Raw genomic sequence first — 25407 nt, forward strand, 5'->3', positions numbered from 1 at the left:
TGGAGGTTAAACATGGCAATTAATTTATCAAATTCAAATCTGGCCACCAGGGAGAACCGGTTAGGTTCCATAACCGGTTATGTGGGTGATTTACATGATCTTGCCAGCCAGAGCAAGTGCGGCAGCTTAAAGGGCTGCGGACGCTGTTTCTCCCAGTCAAGCACCTGCCTTTCCGGCTGTGCCCTCAGCCAGCTTGGAGGGATCCGGGATGTGGCTGTCATCCACCACGGCCCTTCCGGGTGTTCGGCCACGGCAGGCTCCCAGTACATCATTACCAATCAGGTGGCTGCTAAAAGAGGAGTCGTAAACAAATCCGTATATATCGGCACGGATATGAATGAGAATGATACTATTTTCGGCTCCACAGAAGCCCTGGCGGATATTATTTTGGAGGTCAACCGGCGTTACCAGCCAAAGGCAATTTTTGTCAGCAGCTCCTGTGCCACGGGGATCATTGGAGAGGACATTGACAGCGTGGTGGAGATGATAAAGGATCAGATACCGGTGCCTGTCATAGCCGTTCACTGCGAAGGCTTTAAATCACGGATTTGGGCGACTGGGTTTGATATATCTGATCATGCGGTGTTAAGCGGAATCGTAAAGCCGCCCGAGCAGAAAAGAAACACCGTTAATTTTAAAAACTTTTTCGAAAGCGCAAGAAATGAAATCATAGAAATGTTTAAGAACTTCGATTTAGATCCTATTTTTTTATATGCCAACGCAACAGTAGAAGAGCTGGAACATTTATCAGAGTCCGTTGCTACAACGTGCATCTGCGGGGTTCTTGGAAATTATCTGGGCAACGGCTTAGAAGAGCTGTACGGCGTCCCCTATATCCGGACCGTCAACCCCTTAGGGATCGTCGGATTTGAGACCTGGCTTAGGGAAATCGGAAGGGTGGCAGGCAAGCAGCCGGAGGTGGAACATTACATAGAAGAACAGAGAAAGATCTATATTCCCCAGATTGAAGAGGTGAAGAAAGAATTAAAGGGATTAAAAGCGGTTCTCGGAATGGGACCGGGCTACACCTTTGAGGTAACGCGAGTTTTAAACGAGCTGGGAATCGAAGTGGTTTGGGCGCTGGCATGGCATTATGACAAGAAATACGAAAACGGGGATGTTCCTCCTGCCATGAGTTATCTTCTTGACAATGATATCAATTTTGAAACCAGCGTGGCGGACCAGCAGAACTTTGAGGTGATGAACATCTTAAACAAATACCGCCCTGATTTATACCTTTCCCGCCATCCCGGTTCTACGGTATGGGCCATTAAACAGGGGACGCCGGCGGTCTATGTGGCGGACGAATACATGATATTCGGATATAAGCATACCCTGGAGTTTGCTCATACGGTTTTAGATACCATAAGGAACCGGAGCTTTGAACAGAATCTGGCAAAAAGAGTGAAGCTGCCTTACACGGACTGGTGGTATAAGCAGGATGTGGGAAGCTTCTTAGAGGAGGCGATTGGCTGATGGCGAAGATCTTAGACAAACAGAGGTATAAATGCGCGATGAGCGCCATGCAGACCGTTCAGGCAATTGAACGGGCGATTCCGGTCCTCCATTCCGGTCCGGGCTGTGCCCAGAAGCTTTCCAATTCCTCGGGAAGCTCCGGCTATTTTTCCCCCAACATCTATCCCTGTACCAGCATCAACGAAAGGGATGTTGTGTTCGGAGGCGTTAAAAAGCTTGAGTCAACCATCAAACATTCCCTTGATGTCATTGATGCCGATTTATATGTGGTGTTGACCGGCTGTATCCCGGAGATCGTGGGTGACAACACCGAAGAAGTGGTGGAGGGGTTCCAGGATGCCAAAAAACCGGTAATCTATGCCTCCACCGCCGGCTTTAAAGGCAATAACTACAAGGGCCATGAGCAGGTAGTGGATGCAATCATTGACCAGCTTTTGGAACGGTCAGATATCCGGGTGAAAAATCTGGTGAATATATGGGCAGATGTGCCCTATCAGGATGAGTTCTGGCTGGGAAATTTAAGAGAGCTGGAAAAGCTGGTTAAGGAGCTTGGTCTTACACCGAATACGATCTTTGGCTATCAAAGGGGATTAAGTAACGTAAAGAGGATACCGCAAGCAGAATTTAACTTACTGGTGTCTCCGTGGGTCGGGCTTAATAACATGAAGAACATGGAGCAGAAGCTTGGGATCCCTTATCTTCACTATCCCACCCTCCCTATAGGAGCCTTTGAAACCAGTAAGTTCCTTCGGGAAGTGGGCGGGTTCGCAGGAGTGCCGGAAGAGAAGATTGAAAGCCTTATTGCTGAGAAAGAAGCTTATTATTACTATTACATCGAACGCTATGCGGATCTGTTTCTGGAGACCAGAGTCATGTCAAAGCAGTTTACGGTTGTGTCCGATGCCCAGTATGCCCTTGGTATTACGAAGTTCCTGGTCAATGATCTGGGGTTATTTCCTGCAAAGCAGTTTGTTGTGGACGATACGCCGAGAGAATTCAAGGAACCGGTGGAGGCTTATTTTAAGGACTTGAATTTCGGGATAAAGGCAGAGGTGAGCTTTGAGACCGATGGCTATAAGATCCACAATGAGATCAAAGCCCACGATTACCATGGATATCCGCTGATTCTTGGTGGCTACTGGGAAAAGGAAGTGGCAAAGCAGACGGATGCCCATTTTTTAAATGTATCATGGCCGGTCAATGAAAGACTGGTTATGAACAGCTATTATGTAGGATATGACGGAGGGCTCAAGCTGATCGAAGATATCTATTCCGTTGCCAGAACGAGATTTAATTAACCGGTGTTTTTAAATGGAGGGAGTATCATGCCATATAAAATTGCAATTGCATCTTCCGACCAGGTAAGCATTGACGGGCATTTTGGCTCTGCACCGGAATTCCTGGTCTATGAAGTGGCAGATAATGGAGAGTACGCTCTGCTGGAAATAAGAGAAGCGCCGGTAGATCCGGGATCAACTTCCTCGTGCGAAGGCGTATGCCAGGGGAACGGCTGCGGCGGTTTTTTAGCAGGTCATCCAAATGTGGAATTAATCGGGGACTGCCGGTGTGTGGTCTGTAAAAAGATCGGCTTCCACATGCAAAGGCAGCTTGAGAAAAAGGCGATCAGCACCTTTGATGTGGAAGGGAAGATTGAGGATGTATTACACAGAATTACGCTGTATTTTCACCGGGTGGATCATCATCTGCCCCTTAAAAGGAACGTAAATGAAACATTATAAGGAAAGGTTGGGAAAAAATATGAAAAAACCCATCAAGCAGCTGGCTGCTGCAGCATTTCTGACGGCACTAAGTGCAGCAATCCTGTCCGGCTGCGGAAAAAAGGAGGCATCCGCAGATGGTGGTGTCACCAAAATAGTGGTAGGTACGGGCAACGCCTATGAACCCTACTGCTATTTAGATGATAAAGGGAATCTTGCCGGTTATGAGTATGAGGTTTTAAAGGCAGTGGATCATCTGCTTCCCCAGTATGAATTTGATTATCAGACCTCGGATTTTGCCAATGTTCTTATTTCCCTTGATGCAGGTAAAATTGATATAGCAGCACACCAGTATGAATGGAACAAGGAAAGAGATGAAAAATACTTATTCGGAAAGGAACCCTATACCACTTATGTGACTTATCTTGCGGTAGCGGACAACAGAACGGATATTCAGTCTCTGGATGATTTACAGGGACTGAAAGTGAAAAGCTCCACCGGATCAAATTCCGCATTTATTCTGGAAAGCTATAACAAGGAACATCCGGATAATCCCATTAAAATCGATTATGTGAACAATTCCACCGATGAAGAAACCGTTACCGGTATCTTAAACGGAGTCTGGGATGCAACCATACTGACAAAACGGGATACGGAAAAACTGAATAAAATTTATGGGAATGGTTCCAATATCTTAAAGATAGCGGGAGAACCGGTTCAGTCCTCCTCCACCTATTTTGTATTTGCCAAAAACAATACCGAATTGCAGGCGGCGGTAGATGGAGCGGTAAAACAATTAAAAGAGAGCGGAGAGCTTGCTAAAATATCGGTGGATATTATCGGCGGAGATTATACAGAAAGCGAGTAACTGCTATGGATAAACTGTTTGGCTGGGAGCGGTTTTTTGAAAATATCCCTAAAATTCTCCCCTATTTGTCAGTGACCTTTTCGATTGTGGTTTATGCTACTGTTTTCGGATTATTGCTAGCAATCCCGATCGTTCTGGTACAGATCAAAAAAATTCCGGTACTGTATCCAGTTTTTAAGGTGTATGTCTCATTTATGAGAGGTACGCCCATGCTGGTACAGTTAATGATCATTTATTATGGAATTCCGGCCTTTATTGATCCTGTTTTTGGTACGAATATAAACCGGGGCTGGAGCACGGTGGTTTTTGCGTATATCACATTTATTCTCAACCAGGGAGCGTTTCTTTCGGCCATCTTTTACAGTGCGGTTACGTCCATTCCCTATGGGCAGACAGAAGCCGGGCTCAGCGTGGGACTTACCGGTATTCAGACTTTCATAAGGATCATTCTTCCCCAGATGATAAGAATTGCCTTACCTCCATTCGGCTCTGATTTAGTGGGATTGTTTCAGAATTCCTCTCTTGTATTCCTCATTGGAGTTACTGATATCATGGGAAGAGCCAAATCCATCGGCGCCGCCACAAAACATGTATTAGAAGCCTATGTGTTTGTGGTAATCATTTACATAGCTATAAGCTTAACGATCCGGCTTCTTTTTTATTACCTGAATCGAAAACTGGAGTATGGAAAAGGGGAAAAGGGATGAATTTCAACACCGCTCATTTTTATGAAAGCTTTCTTTCTGGAATCAAGTATCTGCCAAATACCGTCCGGCTGGTATTTATTCCTCTGATCATAGGCCTGGTTCTTGGAACCTTAGTTGCTCTCATCCGGGTCTATAAAGTTCCTGTGATAAATAAGCTTTTGGGGATTTTCGTCACCGTATATCAGGGGATTCCCATTGTGGTGGCTCTGATGATATATAATCTGGTCTTCATGCTGAAATTTAACGATCTGGCAAAGTTATTAAATATGGGGAAAACGGTGGCAGAGGTGGATAATATCTGGGTAGGCATTTTTGCATTGAGCTTGACCGCGGTATGCTCCATATCGGAAGCGGTCAGAGGGGCACTGCTTTCCATTGATAAAGGGCAGGATGAGGCCGGATATTCGGTTGGGCTTACGAAAACCCAGACCATAAGGCGAATCATCATTCCGCAGATGATTCCGGTGGCCATTCCCACTTTGATCAATAATGTCGTAGGTCTTATTAAGGCATCTTCTGTAGTTATGGCTATCGGTATCGTTGAAATTGTAGCAGGAGCGACCATTCCAAGTTCCAGAACGTATTCGTTCTTTGAAGGATATGTGGCGGCTGCCATCCTATACTGGGGATTTACGATTATCATCGAACATCTGGCTGAAATTCTTAAGCAGCATACCGGGAAATTTAGGAGGAACATATATGATTGAGGTGAAAAATGTAAAAAAAACGTTCGGAAAACTGCAGGTTCTTAAAGATGTATCCGTTGAAGTGAAGGATGGTCAGGTGGTTGTTATTCTGGGACCCAGCGGATCGGGAAAAACAACATTGCTGCGGTGCATCAATTTTCTGGAAAATGCGGATAGCGGGGAGCTCACCATAGGAAATACCCATGTGGACTTGAAAAAAGCCAACAAAAAGGAAATTTTACAGATCAGAAGAAAAACCGCATTTGTTTTTCAGAATTATAATCTTTTTGCCAACAAAACGGCTATCGAAAATGTAATGGAAGGACTTGTTACGGCAAGGCACATTCCAAAAGAAACAGCTAGAAAAAATGCACAGGAAGCTCTCGACTGGGTCGGTTTGTCGGATAAGTATCATTTTTATCCATCCCAGCTTTCCGGCGGACAGCAGCAGCGGGTGGGAATTGCAAGGGCCTTTGTCTTAAATCCCGAAGTGATTCTTTTCGATGAACCCACCTCTGCACTGGATCCGGAGCTGGTAGGAGAAACACTTGATATCATAAAAAAGGTGGCAGGCAGAGGGATCACCATGATTGTGGTGACACATGAAATGTCTTTTGCACAGGATGTGGCGGATAAGGTGATCTTTATGGATGACGGCGTGGTGGTGGAGGAAGGGAAGCCGGAAGAGATTTTTTCAAATCCCAGGGAAGAAAGAACCAGACAGTTTTTATCCAGGATCATATCTTTGGAGCCAAACTATTTCATATAGCAGACTGCCTGCCATTCATTGAGCCAAAGGAGGGAATCATGTCTGACGGAGCTTTAAAATATGATCTTACCTCCGGCAAAATCATGCCTGGGCTTTTGCGCCTTTCCCTTCCCACAATGGGGGTGCAGCTCATCCAGCTGGCCTACAGCTTTGCCAGCATGTTCTGGCTGGGAAGGCTCTCAAGCAGTGCAGTAGCGGCCAGCGGTACGGTGGGAATCCTTTTGTGGCTGTCCCTGACTCTTCAGAATTATGGGCGGAAAGGATCGGAGATAGGTGTTTCCCAATGTCTGGGAGCACGCAATTTCTCCGGTGCGCTGGGGTATTTACAAACGTCCCTGTCCATTGCCCTGATCCTGGGCCTGATTTGCGGCGGGGGATTCCTGGGGTTTGCCGGGCCGTTGATCGGTTTCTTTGGCATCATCGATCCGCGGGTGGAAAATGATGCGGTCATCTATTTAAGAGTAATCGCATGTGCCATACCATTTACCTATGTGAACGATTCTATTACTGCGGCATTTAATGCCAGCGGTAATTCCGCAAAACCGTTTTACATCAATCTGATCTGCCTTTTCATTAATTCCGTGCTCGACCCCCTCCTCATATTTGCTGCTGGCATGGGAGTGACCGGTGCGGCCGTATCCACTGTGCTTTGCCAGATGCTGTCCTGCATGATCCTTTTGAGGGTGTTAAAAAACTTCCGGCATGAGGCCTTCGCCGGAATGAAGATCTGGCGGCTGCCCAGGATTGATTTTGTAAAGCCCATCATCCGGTGGGGAACCCCCGGGGCAGCGGAAACCTTCTGCTTTACCTTTTTTGTAATGATCGTTTCAAGAATTGTGGCATCTTTTGGTTCGGATGCAATGGCCGTACAGCGGATCGGCAATCAGGTGGATCAATTTTCTTATTTGGTATCGGCTGGATTTGCGGCGGCGCTGACCGCTTTTATCGGACAGAATTTCGGTGCGGGCCAATATGGACGCATATGGAAAGGGTTTGCCTTCGGCACTCTTCTCATGTCAGTATGGGGGGTGGCAGCTACATTGAATCTGGTGTTTTTTAACCGGTTTTTCTTTCTGCTTTTTGTTCCGGGTGAGCCGGAGGTCGTTTCCATGGGAGCCAGGTACTTGAGGATATTTGCGTTATGCCAGTTTGCCGCATGTCTGGAAGGCGTTGGGCAGAGTGTATTCCGCGGTTACGGAAGGACCCTGTTTCCTTCCCTTATCAGCATATTTACCAATGGATTGAGGGTACTGCTGGCGTACCTTTTGTCCGGAGGGAGCCTGGCCCAGGAGGGGATATGGTGGGCAATTTCCATAAGTGCATTTCTGCGGGGCGGCCTGATGTACGCATTCAGCCTGCCTTATGTTTATAAAATAAAAAAACGGCACAGATAGAAAACCAAGGCGAAAGGAATGGTAGTTAAAATGAATAAATATTTTAACTTTATGAAAATACCGGGGCTCATGGCAAAGGTGATGACCGCTTTTCCGGTCACGATAAAGCTGGTTTTGTTTTCCTTGCTCTTTGGACTGCTCATCGGTTTTGTATTTGCCTGCATGGCTTTAGCAAAAAGTAAATTATTAAACGCCATGGCAAAGGGGTATATCGCTTTTATGAGGGGGATGCCGATCCTGGTGCTTATTTTTATTTTGTATTTTGTCATGCCCCTGTATTTAAAAAAGATCGGAATCAATACGGCATCCTGGAACAAGGATTCTTTTATTATTGCAACTCTGTCTCTTACTTCGGCGGCCAATATGGCAGAGATGATGCGATCTGCTTATCTGTCGGTTGATAAGTATCAATGGGAGGCAGCCTATAGCGTGGGAATGGGGAATTTGACTGCCTTTCGCCGGATTATTTTCCCCCAGGCCTTTGGGGTCGCCATACCGGTTTTAGGGAATAACATTATTTATATTTTCAAGTCTACGTCGCTGGCCTTTTCCATCGGAGCCGTGGATATGTTCGGCAGAGCAAAGCTGATCAGTTCTAATTTATATGGATTGAACCGTGCCGAGCTTTATTTGGGGGTATCCATTATATTCTGGGTGGTTAGCGTCCTTTTAGAACAGATCACAAAATGGGCGGAACGAGTGTATACCAAAGGCAAAAAAATACAGATGAATTAAAGAGGAGGAGATTCATGGATTTTGAATTTATCGCATCAATGCTGCCTGCAATGGTACCTGCAGTAAAAAATACGCTTATTATCACCTTTTTCTCCGCCTTCTTTGGCTGGATCTTTGGTATTGTAATCGCGTTAATTCGGATAAATAAAATAAAAGGCCTGTCCCGTCTGTTTGCTGTTTATGTATCTTTTATGAGAAGTGTGCCCCTGGTAATCATCATGTTTTTTATTTATTATGCCATACCCACGTTTATCGCTTATTATCGTTTTGAGCATGGGCTTTCCGTAGCATCTGTGGCGGGAAATAAAAGCATCATTTATCCTATCATAGCCATGAGCATTTCAGAGGCGGCTTTTGCCTCAGAAACCTTTCGTTCCAGTCTGCTTGCGATTCCCCACGACCAGCTAGAGTCAGCGAAAAGCATAGGAATGACCACCTTACAGGCCTGTTTCCGCATTATCTTTCCGCAGGCATTTGTTATCGCCCTGCCTAATATGGGAGGATTGTTTATCGGCCTTATAAAAAACTCCACACTGGCTTATTATTCGGGCGTGGTGGAAATCACGGGCATGGCTTATACCCTGGCCAGCCCCAGTTATCAATTTCTGGAAGCATTTTTTCTGATTGCGGTGATTTATGAATCATTAAGCTTTGTCTTTTCAAAACTGTTTCGTACGTTTGAGCAGAAGATGAGCAAATATAAAAAGGGAATTGTCCTATAGGAGAAGGGAGTAACATTATGATTGAAATGGAAAATGTAAAAAAAAGCTTTGGAAACTCCCAAATTTTAAAAGGAATTTCCATTCGGGTGAAGAAAGGTGATGTAACGGTTATCATTGGGCCTAGCGGCTCGGGAAAAACCACGCTTTTACGCTGTATCAATTTTTTGGAAAAAGCGGATGAAGGAAAACTGACGATCGATGATCTGACCGTGGATATGAAAAAGAGCAGCAAAAAAGAAACGTTAAATATTCGAAGAAAATGTGCCTTTGTATTTCAAAATTACGGTTTGTTTCTAAATAAAACCGCTTTGGAAAACGTTATGGAGGGGCTGGTGGCGGTTCAGAAAAAGTCAAAAGAAGAGGCGAAAAAAATCGCTGTGGAGACTTTGGAATGGGTTGGCCTGTCTGACCGTATGGATTATTATCCTGTCAACTTATCCGGCGGACAGCAGCAGCGGGTGGGGATTGCCAGAGCAGTGGCTCTCTCTCCGAAGGTGATCTTATTTGATGAACCCACCTCGGCTTTAGATCCGGAATTAGTGGGAGAGACTTTAGAACTCATAAAAAAGGTGGCCCAGACAGGTATTACCATGATCGTGGTAACTCATGAAATGTCATTTGCCCAGGAGGTTGCCAGTCAGGTAATCTTTATGGATGAGGGATTGGTAGTAGAAACGGGGACGCCAAAGGAAATTTTCGGCAAGCCTAAAAATGAAAGAACCAAACAGTTTTTAACCCGCATTAATTCGCAGGACAGTATTTATTATATCTAAAAGTCAGGAAAGGGGATCTGGTAAAATGGAAAGAATCATCAGGGATAAGATCCGTGATACGCGGGAGGGATTTACCGACGCACAGGCAGGAAGTGCAGGTCATATGCGTGACAGAGTTAAGAAAAATTGTTTAAAAAATGCCCACAGGACATTTGAACAGGGAATCCAATGTGTTCAGGTAAACAGCGTGAATGCGCTGGCCAGTATTCAGGATTCTGTTATGATTATACATTCCCCCTACGGGTGTTCCGCCTGCGGCAGTCTGGCAGCCATCGAAAGAATCAATATATACAAGCATCATATGGGCGATACCAATGGGGAAACCAGCAGGATCATATCCACCGCTTTAGGGGAAAAGGAAGTGATATTAGGCGGTGAAGACCGTCTGGAGGAAACGGCAAGAGAAGCAATTTTAAGGCACCATCCCAAAATGATTTTTATTTTGTCCTCTTGTGCATCTGCGATTATCGGAGACGATATCGATGCTGTTTCAGAACGATTGCAGGAAGAATATCCGGATGTGATTTTTGCCCCCATTCACTGTGAAGGCTTTAAATCCAGAAACCATGCCACCGGATATGATCTGGCTTTAAGCGCCCTGCAAAATTTTGTCATCAGGAATGCCAGGCCCAAAAAGGAGAAAGGTCTCATTAATTTATTTGCCACCCATTCTTTAAGTCTGGCGGATCAGCAGGAGATGAAGCGCATGCTTAGGGCCATTGGCCTGGAAGCCAATATTATGCCTTACAATGCAGCCTATGAGGACATTATGCGAATTCCGGCGGCAGAGTATAACATTTCTGTGTGTCAGATTTTTGGGGATGAGTATATGGATTTTTTACATAAGGAATATGGAACTCCCTATACCGTCACTTGTATGCCTATCGGTTCAGACAGCACAGACCGGTGGTTAAGAGCCATTGCCAAACTGGTGGGAAAAGAAAAAGAGGCGGAGGAATTTATAGAGAGAGAACGGGGCGAGGTAGAAGAAGAAATCGGCCATATCAGGAAAAAGACGAAGGGTCTTAAGGTCTGTATTACAGCGGGTACCGGGCGCGGCTTAGCCGCCGCCACCTTAATGGGAGAATATGGGATGCAGCTTTTGTGTATCCATGCACCTTATTATGAAAAAGCGTATGTGGAAGATTTTGAGCGTCTGGAGGAATACCATGGAAGTGAATTCCTCATTAATGTAGCAGATATGCAGCCATATGAGCAGATCAATTTAATTAAAAAATTGAAACCGGATGTATTTATCGGCATGGCGAACTGGGTGTCCAGACTGGGGATTCCCACTACCCATATTTTAGATGGAAAACGGCCGACGTTTGGATACAGGGGCGTTTTGTATCTGGGGCGGAAAATCGAGGATGCTTTGGACAATAATAATTTCAATAAAAAATTAAAGGATTTTTCAAATCCTCCTTTTAGGGACAGTTGGTATAAAGAGGATGCCTTTAAATACTTTGATTTTCCGGCACAATAAAAGCTATGAGCTGAAAAAATGCTTCAAAGCAGTAAATGAAAAAATGGAGGATAGGTCAGATGAAAAAGTGCACGGAGCGTCCAAGGATTCTTTGTTCTTTAAACGGTGCCATAGACGTAGTGGGAAATTTATATAAAGGAATCCCTATTTTACACGCCAGTCCTGGATGCAGTATGCAGGCGGCAGTTCAAACAAACCTATATTATTTAGGAGGCTATCACGGGATGCCCAGTTCTAACGCCTACGAAAAGGAAGTGGTATTCGGTGGCGCGGGCAGGCTTAGAGAGACCATAGCCGGAAGCTTAGAGGTAATGGACGGTGAGCTTTATGCTGTCCTTACGGGCTGCAGCATGGGAATCAACGGAGATGATGTGGAGGCGGTGGTGCGAGAGTTCGAGGACAGCCCTTATCCCATCATTTCAGTTGATGTGGCTGGGTTTAAAGGAGATACTTACTATGGATATCAAAGTACACTTCTTGCAGTTGTGAAAAAGCTGGCCCGAAAAGCAGAGACCAATCCGAAGCTGGTCAATCTCTATGGTCAGGTTCCCAGTGAAGATATGACCTTCCGCGGTGATTTAGAGGAGCTTTCCCGTATCTTTCAAAAGCTGGGATTAAAGCTGAATACTTTTTTTATTGCCAGAGACGGGATACAGCAGATAACAGATTCAGGGAATGCGGCTTTAAATATTAATATTTCCACCTGGCTTAATAAAAATCTGGATGCCTATTATGAAAAAACTTTTGGCATCCCCACTCTGAATTATCCCGGGATGCCCATCGGCCCTACTGCAGTGGCAGAATTGATCCGTCAGATCGCGGAGCAATTGAATATTGAGAAAGCTTTGGCTGATCAAGTAATTTTAGAAGAACAACAGTATGTGTATGAATATTTTGATTCTCTTATGGGCAATTTTGAACGCCACAGATATATTTTGGTGGGTGAGAGCAATTTTGTGCTTGGAATCTCCAGATTTTTGACGAACGATCATGGGCACATTCCGTTGGCGGTGATCTGTACGGATAGTGTACCCGATAAAGTTCAACCGGAAATTGAAGCCCATATCAAAGCTCTGGCTTGCGATAGGAAGGCAGATGTATACTTTGAGAACGACGTGTACTTAGTGGAGCAGATAACGGAAAAGTATCAGGGACGGGCCACACTTCTTCTTGGGAGCACCTATGAAAAGAATATTGCAAAGAAACTGGACTCATTCTTTGTGACTGTTTCCGCCCCCTGCTTAGATAAAGAGATTTTAAACAAATCCCATGTCGGTATCCGGGGGTGTATTTCTCTGATGGAGGATATGTACAATCATTATTGACAAAGTGTTATAACAAGTAAAATATAAAAAGGAGAAAGATTATGAAAAGAAAACAAAGCGCATTAATTATTACAGTGTTGGCTGCAGTCCTTGGGGTAACCGGATGCAGCACGGCAAAGCAGGCGGATACAAATACAGCAGCCCAAACAGAAGCAAAAAGCGAAGCAGCAGCAGAGGTAAAAACGGAAGCGGAAGGGAAGGCGAATGCGGAACCTATCGTACTTCGCTGCGGGGTAAAACAGGCTCACCTCCCTTTTTCCTACACAGACGATAAAGGGAATCTGATCGGATTGGAGGAAGACGTTGTCACAGAGGCATTTAACCGTATTGATGGTTATGAAGTGGAAATTGTGGGATTTGACGCATCCCCAGCGTTGTTTGCGGCTTTGCAGGCAGGGAGCATTGACTTTGGCTCCGGTCAATATGTGGCAAGTGCCACCCGAAAAGAAACCTATAAATTTCCTGCTCAGTATTACGCTTTAAGCCCTATGTATTTGGTGGGAAGAAAAGAGGACAATCTACAGAAATTAGAAGACATAGCCGGCGAGACACTGGAATTTGCTTCCACCTCCTACGAGAAAGAAATCATAAATACATACAATGCAGCCAACCCCGGAAAGGAAATTAATATTGTGGATACATCGGGCGACATCACTACGGCTGACAGCCTGCAGCAGATTGCCACCAATCAAAGAAATGTACTTTTGATCTATAAAAGCTCTTACGATACGGTGCAAAAGGACTTAAATCTGGAAAATCTTACTCTTTCTGATGAACCTGTTATCGTAGAGGATGTATATCAGGTATTTAACCAGTCGGTGCCTGATGAATTTATAGAGAAATTTGACGAGGCGTTAAAGTCTATGTTTGCTGATGGAACCTTAGGGAAAATTGCGGAAAAATGGACCGGTGAAAATACCATTGACCAATACAAGGATTTAGTGATTCCGGTAGATTGAAAATAGAATAAAATAGAATAAGCCGGATTCTCACCTTAAAAAGGAAATCCGGCTTATTTTTTTGCTCTTAACATTCGTTGGGAAACGAGATCATTAAAGAAAAAATAAGTAATAATTGTTAGTTCCCGGAATGGATGATAGTATTATATACAGGCAGGTTTTGGTTAGAGTAATTGTTTGGGTTTCATCGCTTAACAATATACGATAAACTCAAAAACTGCCCTGTTTATTTTATGGGGCAGTCAGAGTACATAGAAAGTGCCGGTAAAAAAAGAAATACAGGAAGGAAAGGTTTTGACGCAAATACAAAGGTCATCCTCTAAGGTGGTTTTATGCTGGATTGCAGCTTCAAGGAAATCAGTGTTTTAAACATGCTCTTGGATAACAGTTATGTGGAAAATGAGAAGATTATGGAAATGTTCGATATCTCCCAGCGTACGGTACAAATAGAAATCGCATCCCTGAATGATAAGCTGAAACAATACGGCAGATCCAATGTAAGGATACGCAATAAAAGGGGAAAGGGATATTTTCTGGAGTATCTTCCTGAAGATAAGTCTTGGATCGATGAGCTGAAACGTTCCTGCTACGGCTATCTGAATCTATCCTTAAACCGGCTTTTGGGCCGTAAGGAAAGGGTGCAGCATATCATCCGCCGCCTTGTGTCCTCCATCAACGGCATAAAGGCAGAAGAACTGGCCGATATGCTTAACATAAGCCTTGCGACTCTGAATAAGGATATGGGAGCCGTAAGAAAATACTTGCTGTTTTACCAGATACAGATTGTTTCCATACCTTATCACGGAATGAAGGTGACGGGAGAAGAGCTTGCCATCCGTTCCTGTCTGATGGACTTTTGCGATATTTATAATGATTCCCAACAGAGCATCTTTCTTTTTCATTGTTTAAAGGAGTATGGCATTGACATAGAAGATATCAGGAAAAACATTGCAAGGCTGAAATCAGTTTTATATGAAACCGGGTACCGGGTGCCTGATACGGGATTTCAAAGGCTGGTCCTTTATCTGTCAGTTTTGCCCATAAGATCAGGCTGTGGAACTATGAAGCCTCAGGACTTTTCGCCTCAGCTTGAAAAACTGGAGGAATATTCTGTGGGACAAAGAATTTTAGGAGAGGGCAAGGAGCCTTCCGAATACTATTACATGGCGGTTTTTCTATTGAGCAACCGGGAATTGTTTGAAGGCGGGGCTGGGGAAAGCTATAGGAGAATAGTGCCCGAGGGCCTGGAAACCTATAAAGAGGTTATGAAATTTTTAAAGGACAGCATATTCTTGGATCTTACTCACTATAAAGAGGTCAGTGACCACCTTCTCCTGTATTTTTACAAATGGCGGCTGAGAAACAGGTGGGGCATTGTGGAGCTGGAATTTCCCTATTCCATAAAATGCAGGACTAACCGGATGATTTCCTCCCAGGCTCTGGCTAATTATATTTACAATGAGCTCCCGGGTCACAGAACCGATGAAATACAGGACATGATGTACTACGAGCTGATCATTCTGATCTATAATCTCGTCTACCGCATCCGAAACCAGTATGAGCCAACTAATGTCATCCTGATCAATGAAATAGGAAGGGCAGCCGATTCAACGATCATAAGGAGACTGGGGTTAAATGCTGATGAATTGAATATTCATTTTCATTCCCATTATTTATACGAGACTGGGGGTCTTGATTATTCAAAGTATGATTACGTCTTTTTGCCGGCCGGGATGAAATTCAAATCGGATCATTTCCCTATTCCTGTTTACTATTACGATTTTTTCAACAAGTTCTCTTATGACCTCTGGACTAAAGTTATTTCAAAGAAGAGAAAGGTGGGAGCTATTTTAAATTACATGGGATCTCCGGATATGGTGGGGCTGGACTGCGGGATAGAAAACCTGGCGGAGACCATAGCGGAATATTTCTGGCTGGAACATATTGCTCCCGGCTATACGAAGCTGGGGTTTTACAAATTAATACACAGCGCCATTTACCATACGGATTATATAGCTAAGGAAAAGATAAAGTACATCAATATTTTTACAGGAACCGAACCTCATCAGCAGTACTATATTTTCAGTCTGCAAGAGGAGGTCTTGTTAAATGGAGCGGCAATCAAGGAGATCCATTTCATTCTTCTGGACTTAAGGAAAGGGCTGGTGGAGGTGAAGAACGGGGATTCTGAGCTGCGCCACCATATTGATGGCTGATCCCCGCAGACATGCCTGTCCCTATTTTTCTGCACAATAAGACGCAAATATTTCCTGGTAATTTTATGCGCGTTCAGTGATGAAAGTAAACGTTGAGGTGAGGGCGGTTCTATGATATTTTTTTAATATCAAACAAAGGGGGTATACAATTATGGCAGTTTGGCAGGCGTTACTTATAGCAGTATGGGCCGGGTATTGTTCATTTGACGATCAGGGCCCGCAAATGCTCCGGAGACCTTTGCTGGTAGGTCCGATAGTAGGAATCATATTGGGGGATGTAAAGACAGGGCTGATCATTTCCGCAACCCTGGAACTGATGTGGATGGGACTGGGAAATATGGCCGGTTACAAGACGCCGGACATGATTATCGGAACCATCGTTGGAACGACCATTTCCATCACCAGCACAGGGGCAACGGCAGAAGGGATCGCGGCAGGGGTGGCTGCTGCTACGACGGTGGCGGTTTTGTCCCAACAGCTTCTGTTGATTTTTGACTTTGTCCGCCAGTTCTTTGCAGTATGGGCGGACAGGCTGGCTCTGACCGGGGAATTTGACAGCATTTTAATGGTGAATTATGTGGCCATTGCATTCCAGTTTTTGCTCCGGGCAGTTCCCACATTTCTTGTGGTTTATTTTTCCGCAGGGGTCGTGGATAAGATTTTAAATGTCATTCCCAGTAATGTTTTAAAGGGCTTAAGTACTGCCTCCGGAATATTGCCGGCAGTGGGTTTATCCATCCTCATGACAATGATGATGAAGGGCTTTATGTGGCCTTTCCTGATTTTTGGTTTTGTGGCATCCACTTATCTGGGACTTGGGATTTTGCCGGTGACCTTGATTTCCCTGGCATTTGCAATGCTGTATTCCGTTATGATGGAGATAAAGGACCGTCAGAATGAAACACCGGTGGCCGTTTTAAGGCGCGGAGATGACGAGGATGGAGGTTATGACTTATGAGTGCTGGGAAAGAAAGAGCAGTGGGACTGGATAATCCCAATACACAGGCAAAAGGTAGTTACATAAAAATAACCCGAAAGGATTTGAATGCTGTCTACTGGCGTCTGCAGATTTTCGGCCTTGGAATCACCGTAACTTCAAGCAATGCCCAGGCCATTGGATTCATTACTGCTTTGGCGCCGGTATTAAAAAAGGTTTATAAGGATGCGGGAAAAGCCGCCAGGGTAGAGGCCATGCAAAGGCATCTGGCTTATTTCCTCTCTCAAAATACGGCTACGGGCATGATCCTTGGGATCACTGCGGCCATTGAGGAAACCACGGAAGTGGACGAAAAAGAAGCAGTAGTTGCAGTAAAAGCAGGCATGATGGGGCCTTTGGCAGGAATCGGAGACAGCGTATTTAAAATCACCATCCAGGCCATTGCAGGAAGTATCGGTGCGGCCTATGCCCTGCAGGGGAATTTAATCGGCCCTATTCTGATGTTCCTGATTTACAATGGCATCAACATTGGGGTTAAGTATTTCGGCACCATTATGGGATATGAAAAAGGGATTGAATTTGTTCAGAGCGGGGAGCAGGCAAAGGTGATCCAGAAGATCATAAATATATCCACCATGGTAGGTGTGATCGTGCTGGGAGCGCTGATCGGAAATTATGTGAAGATCAATGTGGGGACGGAAATCGTCATCAATGAGACCGTCGTAAACATTCAGGCTCTTTTAGACGGGATCCTGCCAAAGCTGCTTCCCCTTTTGTTCACCATCGGGCTTTATAAGCTTCACAGCCGGATGCCGAGAAAATATTTAATCCTTCTTATTTTCGGCATTCTGATTGTGGGAACAATGCTTGCAATGGCCGGTATTCTGGTTTAGTCAAATACCATCAGTAAGCTGCGGGATATTTGACCCTTGCAGCCTTGGGCAGATTCAGGAATGTATGTATTCCTGTGCCGGCTCATTGCCTGCAGAAATAAAAAACAGGGGAGAAAAGATAGATATGGGAATTCGTATCATACTGGCAAGTCATGGCCTGTATGCCCAGGAGGCATTAAATACGGCCGGATTGATCATTGGAGATATTGCAAAATATGTTGATGTCATTTCTGTGACAGCGGATAAAAGCTATGACCAGTGTCTTAAGGAACTGTTGGATCTGTATGCTTCCTACGATGACAAAGAAGCAGGAATTTTGATCGTAACAGATATTTATGGAGGGACACCGGCCAAGGCAGCCACTTATTTAGCCTTGACAGCGCCTGAAATCCTGGTGTATTCCGGTTTTAGCATGCCCGTGTTAATGGAACTGTTTATTGCACAGCCTGAAACACTGGAAGAGGCGGGCTCCGTGATTGAGAGGGCTTATGAGATGGGTCTGGTCCGCATTAACGACAAGCTGATAGAAGAGGGGGAACAAGATGGGGATCAAATGGATTCGTATTGATGACCGGTTGATTCACGGTCAGGTAGCAACTTCCTGGTTAAGCCACATCGGAGCAGAGCAGGTCATCTGCGTCAGTGATGCCGCTGTGGAAAATCCCGTGCAGGTAACAGTACTGAAAATGGCGGCGCCTGCCTATACGGTCCACGTATTCGGCGTGGATAAGTTCATCCGGGTATATGCCAATAATCCCATTAAGAAAAATACATTTCTGATTATGGGAAGCTTCAGCGATGCCTTAAGACTGAAGGAGGGAGGCGTGCCCATTGACCATATTAATTTCGGAGGCATGAGGACGACTCCGGAAAGAACCATATCCTATGACCATATTATCTGCTTTTCCCCGAAGGAAGAGGAAGATTTTAATAAACTGGCGGATCTGGGGGTTAAGATCGAATATCAGGTTGCAGCCTACGATGCACCTGTGGATATGAAAAAGAAAATTGAACAGCTTAAGAGGTAGTGCCATGGAGATAAAATACATCGAGGCCTTTCCTCTGGATAACGGCAAAACAGAATTAAACATTGTTTCAGATGAAGAGATGCTGGAGGAATATCATCTGTACTGGACCTATGAAAAGGATCCCTTTACTCAAAACCGCAGTTTTCTCTTCTCATCCAGGGAAAAAAAATTGACGTTTCATGCCGCACCTGAAAAAAGAAAACAGATTTATTTTATCATTGAATGGAAGAATCAGGCCCCCATGCTGTTTGGATACCGGATCCTTCCGGTAGATGGAATGTATAACCTACGGGACATGGGAGGGTATATGACCGGGTCAGGAAAGAGAATAAAATGGGGCATAGGATTCCGCTCAGATTATTTCGCTTTTCTGGAAGACGCCGGACTGGAGTATGTAAAAAGCCTGGGAATCAAAACCGTCATTGATTACAGAAATGAAGAGGAGATAAAAAGAAGCCCCAACCGGGAGCTGGGAGAGGGTGTGACCACTTATTCCTGTGACCCCAATGCCCATACGGCCATGGTTGCCGGCCTCCTTCATAATAACGAAAACCTGGCTAAGGATGAGGCCATCATAGAGCAGGCCAGAAACGCGGTAGAAGAGAATCCCAATGCCGGTGACTTGAGGATGATACAGCAGCAATTGAATTTTGTCATATCCCATGAAAGCCGTGCTGCTTTTGGAACCAGCTTAAGGCTCCTGGCCCTGCGGTCAAACAATCCCAGCGTCCAGCATTGCAGGGGAGGAAAAGACAGGACTGGATTCGGAGCCATGCTTTTGGAAGGGATCCTGGGGGTTCCGAAAGATATTTTGATCTATGATTACATGCTCACGAAAAGGGCAAGAGCAGAAAAAAATGTCCGCTATTATCAAAAATATCTGGAGTTAGCCAAGGATAAACGGGTCGCAGATTACCTGTTCTCCCTCTTTGATACAAAGCCGGAGTATATCGAAGCTTCCATCAATAAAATTCTTGAGGATTACGGTACCATCAGAGAGTATGCCAAAACTGCTTTATCACTGGATGACATCATCATCAAACAGCTGGAGGATATCTTCCTGGAATAACAATTGCATCCATTGTATAAAAAAAGATGAGCTTTGAATGGTATAAAACCATTTTAAAAGCTCATCTTTTATTCCATAAATACTTTTGAAGAAGACAGCGTTTCTACTGAGCCACCAGCTGATCCAGAGATTTGAACTGATAGCCCATTTCCTCCCATTTCGTCAGCAATTCATCAAGAATCTGAGCGTTGGTGCTGGAAGTGCTGTGTAAGAGCACGACAGCGCCGGGATGGATCCTGCCTAAAAGCTTTTTAAAAGCTTCCTCCTTTGTGGGCTGCTTATCCTGATACCAGTCAACGTAGGCAAGGCTCCAGAAAAAGGTTTTGTAGCCGATATCATTCGCCATTTTTAAATTGGACTCACTGTATTTCCCCTGTGGCGGACGGTAGTATTGTTTCATGGGCTGTCCGGTGGTCTGTTCAAAAAGGTTCTCTAAATCCTTGATCTCTTTTTCAAATGCCTCTTTTGAAGAAATCTTAGACATATCCGGATGGTGATAGGTATGATTGCCTACGATATGGCCTTCTGCAACCATTCGCTTTACCAGTTCTGGCGCAGTCTCTATGTAATTTCCTACTACAAAAAAGGTAGCCGGGGCATTATGTTTTTTTAATGCATCCAGTATAGCAGCGGTATTTCCGTTTTCGTATCCGGCATCAAAGGTCAGATAAAGAACTTTATCCGGGGTTTTTTCAGCATAATAGGCATTATACTGTTTTAAATAGTCCATGGTAGCATTGGCTACCGGCGGCTGTCCTTCCTGCTGGAAACTTAACCCCCAGTTTCCATCTGCAGCAGTCTCCACTGCCCTGTGTTGTTCCACCATCATGGCTCCAAGGTGGCCGGCCAGAAAGGCGCAGAGGAAAAGCAGGAATACCATAATTGCCTTCTTTCCTGTTTCAGGAGAGATAGAAAGCTTTCTGATTCTTTCTGCAATCTTAAATTTTTGCAAAAATTTCATGAATAAAGCTCCGTTATATTACATTTGTTTCAATATATGAAACGGACCTCTGTCCATATTCAAAAAGATTGCAATACCGTACCTGCTTTTCCTTCCAGGCTTGCTTCCGCTTTCTCCAGAGAAGTAATGATGGCTTTCCGGTTTTTTCCGTTTTGCAAAAAATCCAGGGAGGCTTCTATTTTGGGGAGCATGGAGCCTGATTCAAACTGCCCTTCCTGAATGTAGCCTTTTGCTTCCTCCAGACTCATCTGGCTGATGGGACGTTCATCAGGGGTTCCGAAATTTAAGGTGACATTGTCAACGTTTGTAAGGATCATAAGCACATCGGCATCGATTTCCTTTGCCAGAAGCCCGGCCGCCCGGTCCTTTTCAATGACTGCGCTGGCGCCCTTTAAGCGGTATCCCTGTTCCATAACCGGTATTCCGCCGCCTCCGCAGGCGATGACGATCTGGTCTGCATCCATAACGGCCTTAATGATGTCAATTTCCACAATGGATACAGGCTTAGGAGAAGCCACGACCCTGCGGAAGCCTTTGCCAGGCACTTCTTCCACATAGTTCCCTTTTTCTTCTTCCTCTTTTGCATCTTCCGCGGACATAAAGCGTCCCACAGGCTTCATAGGGGTGTAAAAAGCCTCGTCATAAGGGTTTACCATCATCTGTGTCAAAATGGTGGCAGCAGATTTGTAAATGCCGCGTTTTGCCAGTTCCGCCTGAATGCCATTTTGCAGATCATAACCAATGTAACCCTGGCTCATGGCAGAACATACGGACATGGGCGCAGAAGTATAGCCGTCGTGAAGCTTTCCGAATTCATTCATAGCTGTATGGATCATGCCCACCTGCGGAGCATTGCTGTGGGTGACAGCCACCTGCCAGCCGGCTTCAATAAAATCAGCGATTACTTTTGATGTTTCGGCAACAGCCTTTTTCTGTTCCGGAAGATTTGTTCCCAATGCATGATGTCCCAAAGCCAGGACAATACGTTTTTTAGCCATATCAGTTCCCTCTCAATTCCGTATAGTTTGGTCAAAAAGTATAAAGATATTATATTATCAGACAATAAAAAAATCAACAAGTTTCAAAAGATGGGAACCTTTAGAAAGAAGGAATGATTCTTTAGAAATAATTATGAAAATTTTGGTAGATATCTTGTGATTGGATGGTATAATGTACACGAAAGCAATGAACAGTGCGAAATAAGGCAGGCAAAAAATTTCGTTGTGCCTGCACAAAAGAATTTTTTTGCCTGCCTTATTTCCCGGGGCGAATGCCCGTGAGCTTGTAAAACCCCAGGTTTTACAAGCTGCACTGCGGATGCATGGTATAAAGTATAAGAAAATACAAAAAATGAAAGGACACCGTACCAATGATATCGATCATCCTGCATTTGATCCTTCCCATGTTTTTTTATACAGCTATGACAACTGTTTTATTTTTAACAATAAACCTAGGCCCATTGGAAGCCACCGCCTTATCCGCCGTTTTAGTCTCTCCCATACTCTATTATTTTTATTCCGCAGACCAAAGCCGCCGTGGATCCCCATCTTCCTCAGGACATACTCTTCACGGCTGCCTAATCTATATCCTAATATTTGGAGCATCATTATGCGTCCTTAATAATTATATAGTAGATGTGCTTAGACTAACCGAAAGATCCGTATCCTATAAAGAAGCAGAAACCAACTTATATTCCGCGTCCTTTCCCCTTCAGCTCCTTGCTTCCGGCCTTATAATCCCATTTGCAGAAGAGATCATATTCCGGGGACTGGGTTTTGCCGCGCTTAAGGAAAAGCTTCCCTTTTGGCTGTCTGCGGTCTTGTCTGCAGCTCTATTCGGGCTTTACCATGGAAATCTTCCCCAGGGAGTTTATGCCTTTCTCATTGGCATGGCAGTTGCCTGGCTGTATGAGGTATCAGGAACATTGCTGGCCCCTTATCTATTTCACGTATCAGCAAATTTCCTGTCGCTCTGGGTAGTGAATACGGAGCGTTTGAATTCTTTGTTTTATACAGACCGGAGGCCGGTTTTTGCGGCAGCATCAGCGGTGGTGTCTGCCATTTGTGCAATCCGCATTTATCAGAAATACAATTTTAAGGAGGATGTTGTGTGAAACTTTTATCTGTAGCAATTCCGTGTTACAACTCTGAGGCCTATATGAGGCACTGTATTGATTCCCTGCTGCCGGGAGGCGATGAGGTTGAGATCCTCATTGTGGATGATGGCTCTACCAAAGACCATACGGCGGAAATCGCGGATGAATATGAAAGAAATTATCCGGAAATCTGCCGGGCGATCCATCAGGAGAACGGCGGCCATGGCGCGGCTGTCAATGCCGGCTTAAAAAATGCCACTGGAATTTACTTTAAGGTGGTAGACAGCGATGACTGGGTGGACGAGTCTGCTTATATGGAAATTCTGGACACTTTGCGGCGATTTGTTTATGGGGAAGAGACCCTGGATATGCTGATCAGCAATTTTGTCTATGAAAAGCAGGGGGCAACCCGGAAAAAAGTCATGAATTACCGCACAGCCCTTCCTAAGAATGAGATATTTAGCTGGGATGAGGTCAAAGTGTTCCTGCTTGGGCATTATATTCTCATGCATTCGGTGATTTACCGGACAGAGCTTCTGATACAATGCGGTCTGGAACTTCCCATGCACACTTTTTATGTGGATAATATCTTTGTGTACCAGCCGCTGCCTCACGTAAGAACCATGTATTATTTGGATGTGAATTTCTACCGCTACTTTATCGGAAGAGATGACCAGTCTGTAAACGAATCAGTCATGATCGGCCGAATCGACCAGCAGCTCAAGGTGACAAAGCTCATGCTTGGCTATTACGATGTGATGAAAATCAAACAGCGTAAGCTGCGTCATTATATGGTGCGGTATTTGGAGATCATGATGACCATATCCTCCATCCTCGCAATTAAGTCAGACAATGATGAAAATATGGAAAAGAAAAAGGAATTGTGGCAACACCTCCGCAAGCAGAACTTACCGCTGTTTCTAAGGCTTCGATGGGGCTTTATGGGGCAGGGGGTCAATCTCCCCGGAAAGAGCGGAAGGAAATTCCCGATTGCGATCTATAAAATGACCCAGAAATTTTTCGGCTTTAACTAAAACTATCACAGAAAGTAAAAAACAAATATCCCCTGGCCAATCAATGAAAGGCGTCAGGGGATATGTTTTTAACTGATGGCTTTTTCTGTAACTTTCTCCCTGCTGGGAACAAAAGAGTCAGAGTATACAAAGTGGTACATAACATAGGCCATAACCAGAGAACCAAGTCCGTCAAAGGCGGAATGCTGTTTTAAGAAAACAGTCGCAAGGCTGATGGAGATCATCAGGATCAGGGAACCGGTCTTCACTGACCGGTATTTCCTTAAGCATTCATTGTGAAGGACTGCAATGTGTACACAAATAGAGTTATAAACATGGATACTGGGGAATACATTGGTACAAGTATCCGTGGAATAGAGAATCGCTACTATATCTGAGCAGATGTTTTTTCCCGGATCAATCACAGGGCGGAAATCCGTACCGTTTGGAAACACGGTGCAGATCACCAGACTGATGGTCATTCCTGTAAACAGCATGGTACATAGTCTGTAAAAATCTTTTACATCAGTATAAAAAAAGAATAAAATAGCAGCAGCTATATAAACAAACCATAAAAGATATGGAATAATGAAATATTCATTAAAAGGAATCAGGTCGTCTAAAGCAACATGCATGATATAGTAGTGGTTTGTCACCGTCTTTTCCAGGTAAATAAACCACGGAATATAGATAAAGGCGTAGCCGAGGATCCAGACATGCCTGTATCTGTGAAACAGATCTTTCATATAGTCATCTTTCTCCATTCTGGCGATTGGTATCATGATTATCAACTTTGGAGGATTATATCATACTCGTTTTGACAGTACAATAGTATTTTACAAATGTTAATATTTAATTCAGAGAAGATTAAGCGAAAGGTTCGTTTTTGCTGCCGGTCCTTCATGGACAGCCCCTTCTTCTTTCTATAATATATGGTATATGCAGAAAGGGGTATGCCCTGCTCTGCTTCCTCCCGGCGCTCTATGGCAAATATAATCTTTTTATAAAATGGTTGATAGACGGTCAAACTTTGTGTATAGTATAAAGGCAGACTTTTACACGAAAGGAATGGAATATGTTACAAAAATATATGACCGTTTTCTTTATCTCCATGGTTCCGTTGATAGAGCTTCGCGGTGCAATTCCATATGCAACAGTGATGGGACTTCCACTTTTTCAGTCCTATATCGTTGCGATTCTTGGGAATATGCTTCCGGTACCTATCATATATCTGTTTGCGAGGAAGGTTCTCGAATGGGGAGCAGATAAGCCAGTGATCGGCGGCTTTTTTTCCTGGTGCCTGGAAAAAGGAAAGCGTGGCGGTGAAAAACTGCAGGCGAAAGCTGGACAAGGGTTGTTTATTGCACTTTTGTTATTTGTGGGAGTTCCCCTTCCGGGAACCGGTGCCTGGACCGGCACTTTGGCAGCCAGCCTGCTTGATATTGATTTTAAATCCAGTATTTTAGCCGTGATGGGAGGCGTCCTGGTGGCAGGGGCTATTATGGGACTTGCCAGTGCAGGAGTTTTAGGGGCGCTTCAGTCCGTGATTTTTTAGGATACTGGTAGGAAGAAGGGCA

26 protein-coding genes are annotated in these 25407 nt (G+C 44.5%); 23 read left to right on the top strand and 3 right to left on the bottom strand.

Annotation, left to right across the window (positions count from 1 at the left end):
- The first annotated feature begins 12 nt into the window (after positions 1-12).
- The 20 genes from RT269_RS08285 (at position 13) to RT269_RS08380 (ending at position 19761) form a co-directional block, all read left to right on the top strand.
- A complete protein-coding gene (locus RT269_RS08285; protein ID WP_313181811.1) occupies positions 13-1476 on the top strand; it encodes a nitrogenase component 1 in 1464 nt (487 codons plus the stop codon).
- Entirely contained in the window at positions 1476-2774 is a 1299-nt protein-coding gene (locus RT269_RS08290) for a nitrogenase component 1 (protein ID WP_313181813.1), read from the top strand. The genes RT269_RS08285 and RT269_RS08290 overlap by 1 nt, the downstream gene beginning before the upstream one ends.
- 27 nt (positions 2775-2801) lie before the next feature.
- A complete protein-coding gene (locus RT269_RS08295) occupies positions 2802-3215 on the top strand; it encodes a NifB/NifX family molybdenum-iron cluster-binding protein (protein WP_313181814.1) in 414 nt (137 codons plus the stop codon).
- A gap of 19 nt (positions 3216-3234) precedes the next feature.
- Positions 3235-4062, top strand: coding sequence for a transporter substrate-binding domain-containing protein (locus RT269_RS08300; protein ID WP_313181815.1), 828 nt, complete (start codon positions 3235-3237; stop codon positions 4060-4062).
- A gap of 5 nt (positions 4063-4067) precedes the next feature.
- Positions 4068-4769 (top strand): amino acid ABC transporter permease, encoded by a 702-nt coding sequence (locus tag RT269_RS08305; protein ID WP_313181816.1) that lies wholly within the window; start codon positions 4068-4070, stop codon positions 4767-4769.
- Positions 4766-5476, top strand: coding sequence for an amino acid ABC transporter permease (locus RT269_RS08310; RefSeq protein ID WP_313181817.1), 711 nt, complete (start codon positions 4766-4768; stop codon positions 5474-5476). Before RT269_RS08305 ends, RT269_RS08310 begins: the two co-directional genes overlap by 4 nt.
- Complete coding sequence (locus tag RT269_RS08315) at positions 5469-6224, top strand: amino acid ABC transporter ATP-binding protein (RefSeq protein ID WP_313181819.1); 756 nt, start codon at positions 5469-5471, stop codon at positions 6222-6224. Before RT269_RS08310 ends, RT269_RS08315 begins: the two co-directional genes overlap by 8 nt.
- 38 nt (positions 6225-6262) lie before the next feature.
- The gene (locus RT269_RS08320) at positions 6263-7618 is read left to right on the top strand and encodes an MATE family efflux transporter (RefSeq protein ID WP_313181820.1); all 1356 of its coding nucleotides are present in this window, start codon (positions 6263-6265) and stop codon (positions 7616-7618) included.
- An 18-nt stretch (positions 7619-7636) separates the two neighbouring features.
- A complete protein-coding gene (locus tag RT269_RS08325) occupies positions 7637-8353 on the top strand; it encodes an amino acid ABC transporter permease (protein ID WP_313181821.1) in 717 nt (238 codons plus the stop codon).
- Positions 8354-8367: 14 nt separating this feature from the next.
- Entirely contained in the window at positions 8368-9075 is a 708-nt protein-coding gene (locus tag RT269_RS08330; protein ID WP_313181822.1) for an amino acid ABC transporter permease, read from the top strand.
- Positions 9076-9092: 17 nt separating this feature from the next.
- Positions 9093-9848 carry an amino acid ABC transporter ATP-binding protein gene (locus RT269_RS08335; protein WP_313181823.1) on the top strand — a complete coding sequence of 252 codons (756 nt, stop codon included), beginning with the start codon at positions 9093-9095 and terminating at the stop codon, positions 9846-9848.
- 25 nt (positions 9849-9873) lie between these two features.
- The gene (locus RT269_RS08340; RefSeq protein ID WP_313181824.1) at positions 9874-11334 is read left to right on the top strand and encodes a nitrogenase component 1; all 1461 of its coding nucleotides are present in this window, start codon (positions 9874-9876) and stop codon (positions 11332-11334) included.
- 59 nt (positions 11335-11393) lie between these two features.
- A complete protein-coding gene (locus RT269_RS08345; protein WP_313181825.1) occupies positions 11394-12659 on the top strand; it encodes a nitrogenase component 1 in 1266 nt (421 codons plus the stop codon).
- A 41-nt stretch (positions 12660-12700) separates the two neighbouring features.
- The gene (locus tag RT269_RS08350; RefSeq protein WP_313181826.1) at positions 12701-13618 is read left to right on the top strand and encodes a transporter substrate-binding domain-containing protein; all 918 of its coding nucleotides are present in this window, start codon (positions 12701-12703) and stop codon (positions 13616-13618) included.
- A 332-nt stretch (positions 13619-13950) separates the two neighbouring features.
- Complete coding sequence (locus RT269_RS08355) at positions 13951-15834, top strand: BglG family transcription antiterminator (protein ID WP_313181827.1); 1884 nt, start codon at positions 13951-13953, stop codon at positions 15832-15834.
- Positions 15835-15985: 151 nt separating this feature from the next.
- A complete protein-coding gene (locus RT269_RS08360) occupies positions 15986-16792 on the top strand; it encodes a PTS mannose/fructose/sorbose/N-acetylgalactosamine transporter subunit IIC (protein ID WP_313181828.1) in 807 nt (268 codons plus the stop codon).
- Positions 16789-17664: a PTS system mannose/fructose/sorbose family transporter subunit IID gene (locus RT269_RS08365; protein ID WP_313181830.1), complete on the top strand. Its 876-nt coding sequence runs from the start codon at positions 16789-16791 to the stop codon at positions 17662-17664. The genes RT269_RS08360 and RT269_RS08365 overlap by 4 nt, the downstream gene beginning before the upstream one ends.
- Positions 17665-17788: 124 nt before the next feature.
- Positions 17789-18232 carry a PTS sugar transporter subunit IIA gene (locus RT269_RS08370; protein ID WP_313181831.1) on the top strand — a complete coding sequence of 148 codons (444 nt, stop codon included), beginning with the start codon at positions 17789-17791 and terminating at the stop codon, positions 18230-18232.
- A complete protein-coding gene (locus tag RT269_RS08375; RefSeq protein ID WP_313181832.1) occupies positions 18207-18692 on the top strand; it encodes a PTS system mannose/fructose/N-acetylgalactosamine-transporter subunit IIB in 486 nt (161 codons plus the stop codon). The genes RT269_RS08370 and RT269_RS08375 overlap by 26 nt, the downstream gene beginning before the upstream one ends.
- Before the next feature lie 4 nt (positions 18693-18696).
- On the top strand, positions 18697-19761 hold the full coding sequence (locus RT269_RS08380; RefSeq protein ID WP_313181833.1) for a tyrosine-protein phosphatase: 1065 nt from the start codon (positions 18697-18699) through the stop codon (positions 19759-19761).
- Positions 19762-19864: 103 nt separating this feature from the next.
- Here the strand turns inward: RT269_RS08380 and pdaA are convergent, their stop codons facing one another.
- Both pdaA and arcC read right to left on the bottom strand, forming a co-directional pair.
- Positions 19865-20641 carry a delta-lactam-biosynthetic de-N-acetylase gene (gene pdaA, locus RT269_RS08385; protein WP_313181858.1) on the bottom strand — a complete coding sequence of 259 codons (777 nt, stop codon included), beginning with the start codon at positions 20639-20641 and terminating at the stop codon, positions 19865-19867.
- A gap of 140 nt (positions 20642-20781) precedes the next feature.
- Positions 20782-21720 carry a carbamate kinase gene (gene arcC, locus RT269_RS08390; protein WP_313181834.1) on the bottom strand — a complete coding sequence of 313 codons (939 nt, stop codon included), beginning with the start codon at positions 21718-21720 and terminating at the stop codon, positions 20782-20784.
- A 371-nt stretch (positions 21721-22091) separates the two neighbouring features.
- Between arcC and RT269_RS08395 the strand changes: the two genes are divergently transcribed.
- Together RT269_RS08395 and RT269_RS08400 are read left to right on the top strand one after the other, a co-directional pair.
- A complete protein-coding gene (locus RT269_RS08395) occupies positions 22092-22835 on the top strand; it encodes a CPBP family intramembrane glutamic endopeptidase (RefSeq protein WP_313181835.1) in 744 nt (247 codons plus the stop codon).
- A complete protein-coding gene (locus RT269_RS08400; protein WP_313181837.1) occupies positions 22832-23851 on the top strand; it encodes a glycosyltransferase family 2 protein in 1020 nt (339 codons plus the stop codon). The genes RT269_RS08395 and RT269_RS08400 overlap by 4 nt, the downstream gene beginning before the upstream one ends.
- Positions 23852-23919: 68 nt before the next feature.
- On the opposite strand, the gene RT269_RS08405 is transcribed toward RT269_RS08400, so the two are convergent.
- Positions 23920-24576 carry a phosphatase PAP2 family protein gene (locus tag RT269_RS08405; RefSeq protein WP_313181839.1) on the bottom strand — a complete coding sequence of 219 codons (657 nt, stop codon included), beginning with the start codon at positions 24574-24576 and terminating at the stop codon, positions 23920-23922.
- Between the two features lie 329 nt (positions 24577-24905).
- Between RT269_RS08405 and RT269_RS08410 the strand changes: the two genes are divergently transcribed.
- A complete protein-coding gene (locus RT269_RS08410; RefSeq protein WP_313181840.1) occupies positions 24906-25385 on the top strand; it encodes a COG2426 family protein in 480 nt (159 codons plus the stop codon).
- Positions 25386-25407 lie beyond the last annotated feature (22 nt).

The organism is Lacrimispora sp. (assembly GCF_032078915.1).
In the GTDB taxonomy this organism is placed as follows: Bacteria; Bacillota; Clostridia; order Lachnospirales; family Lachnospiraceae; genus Lacrimispora.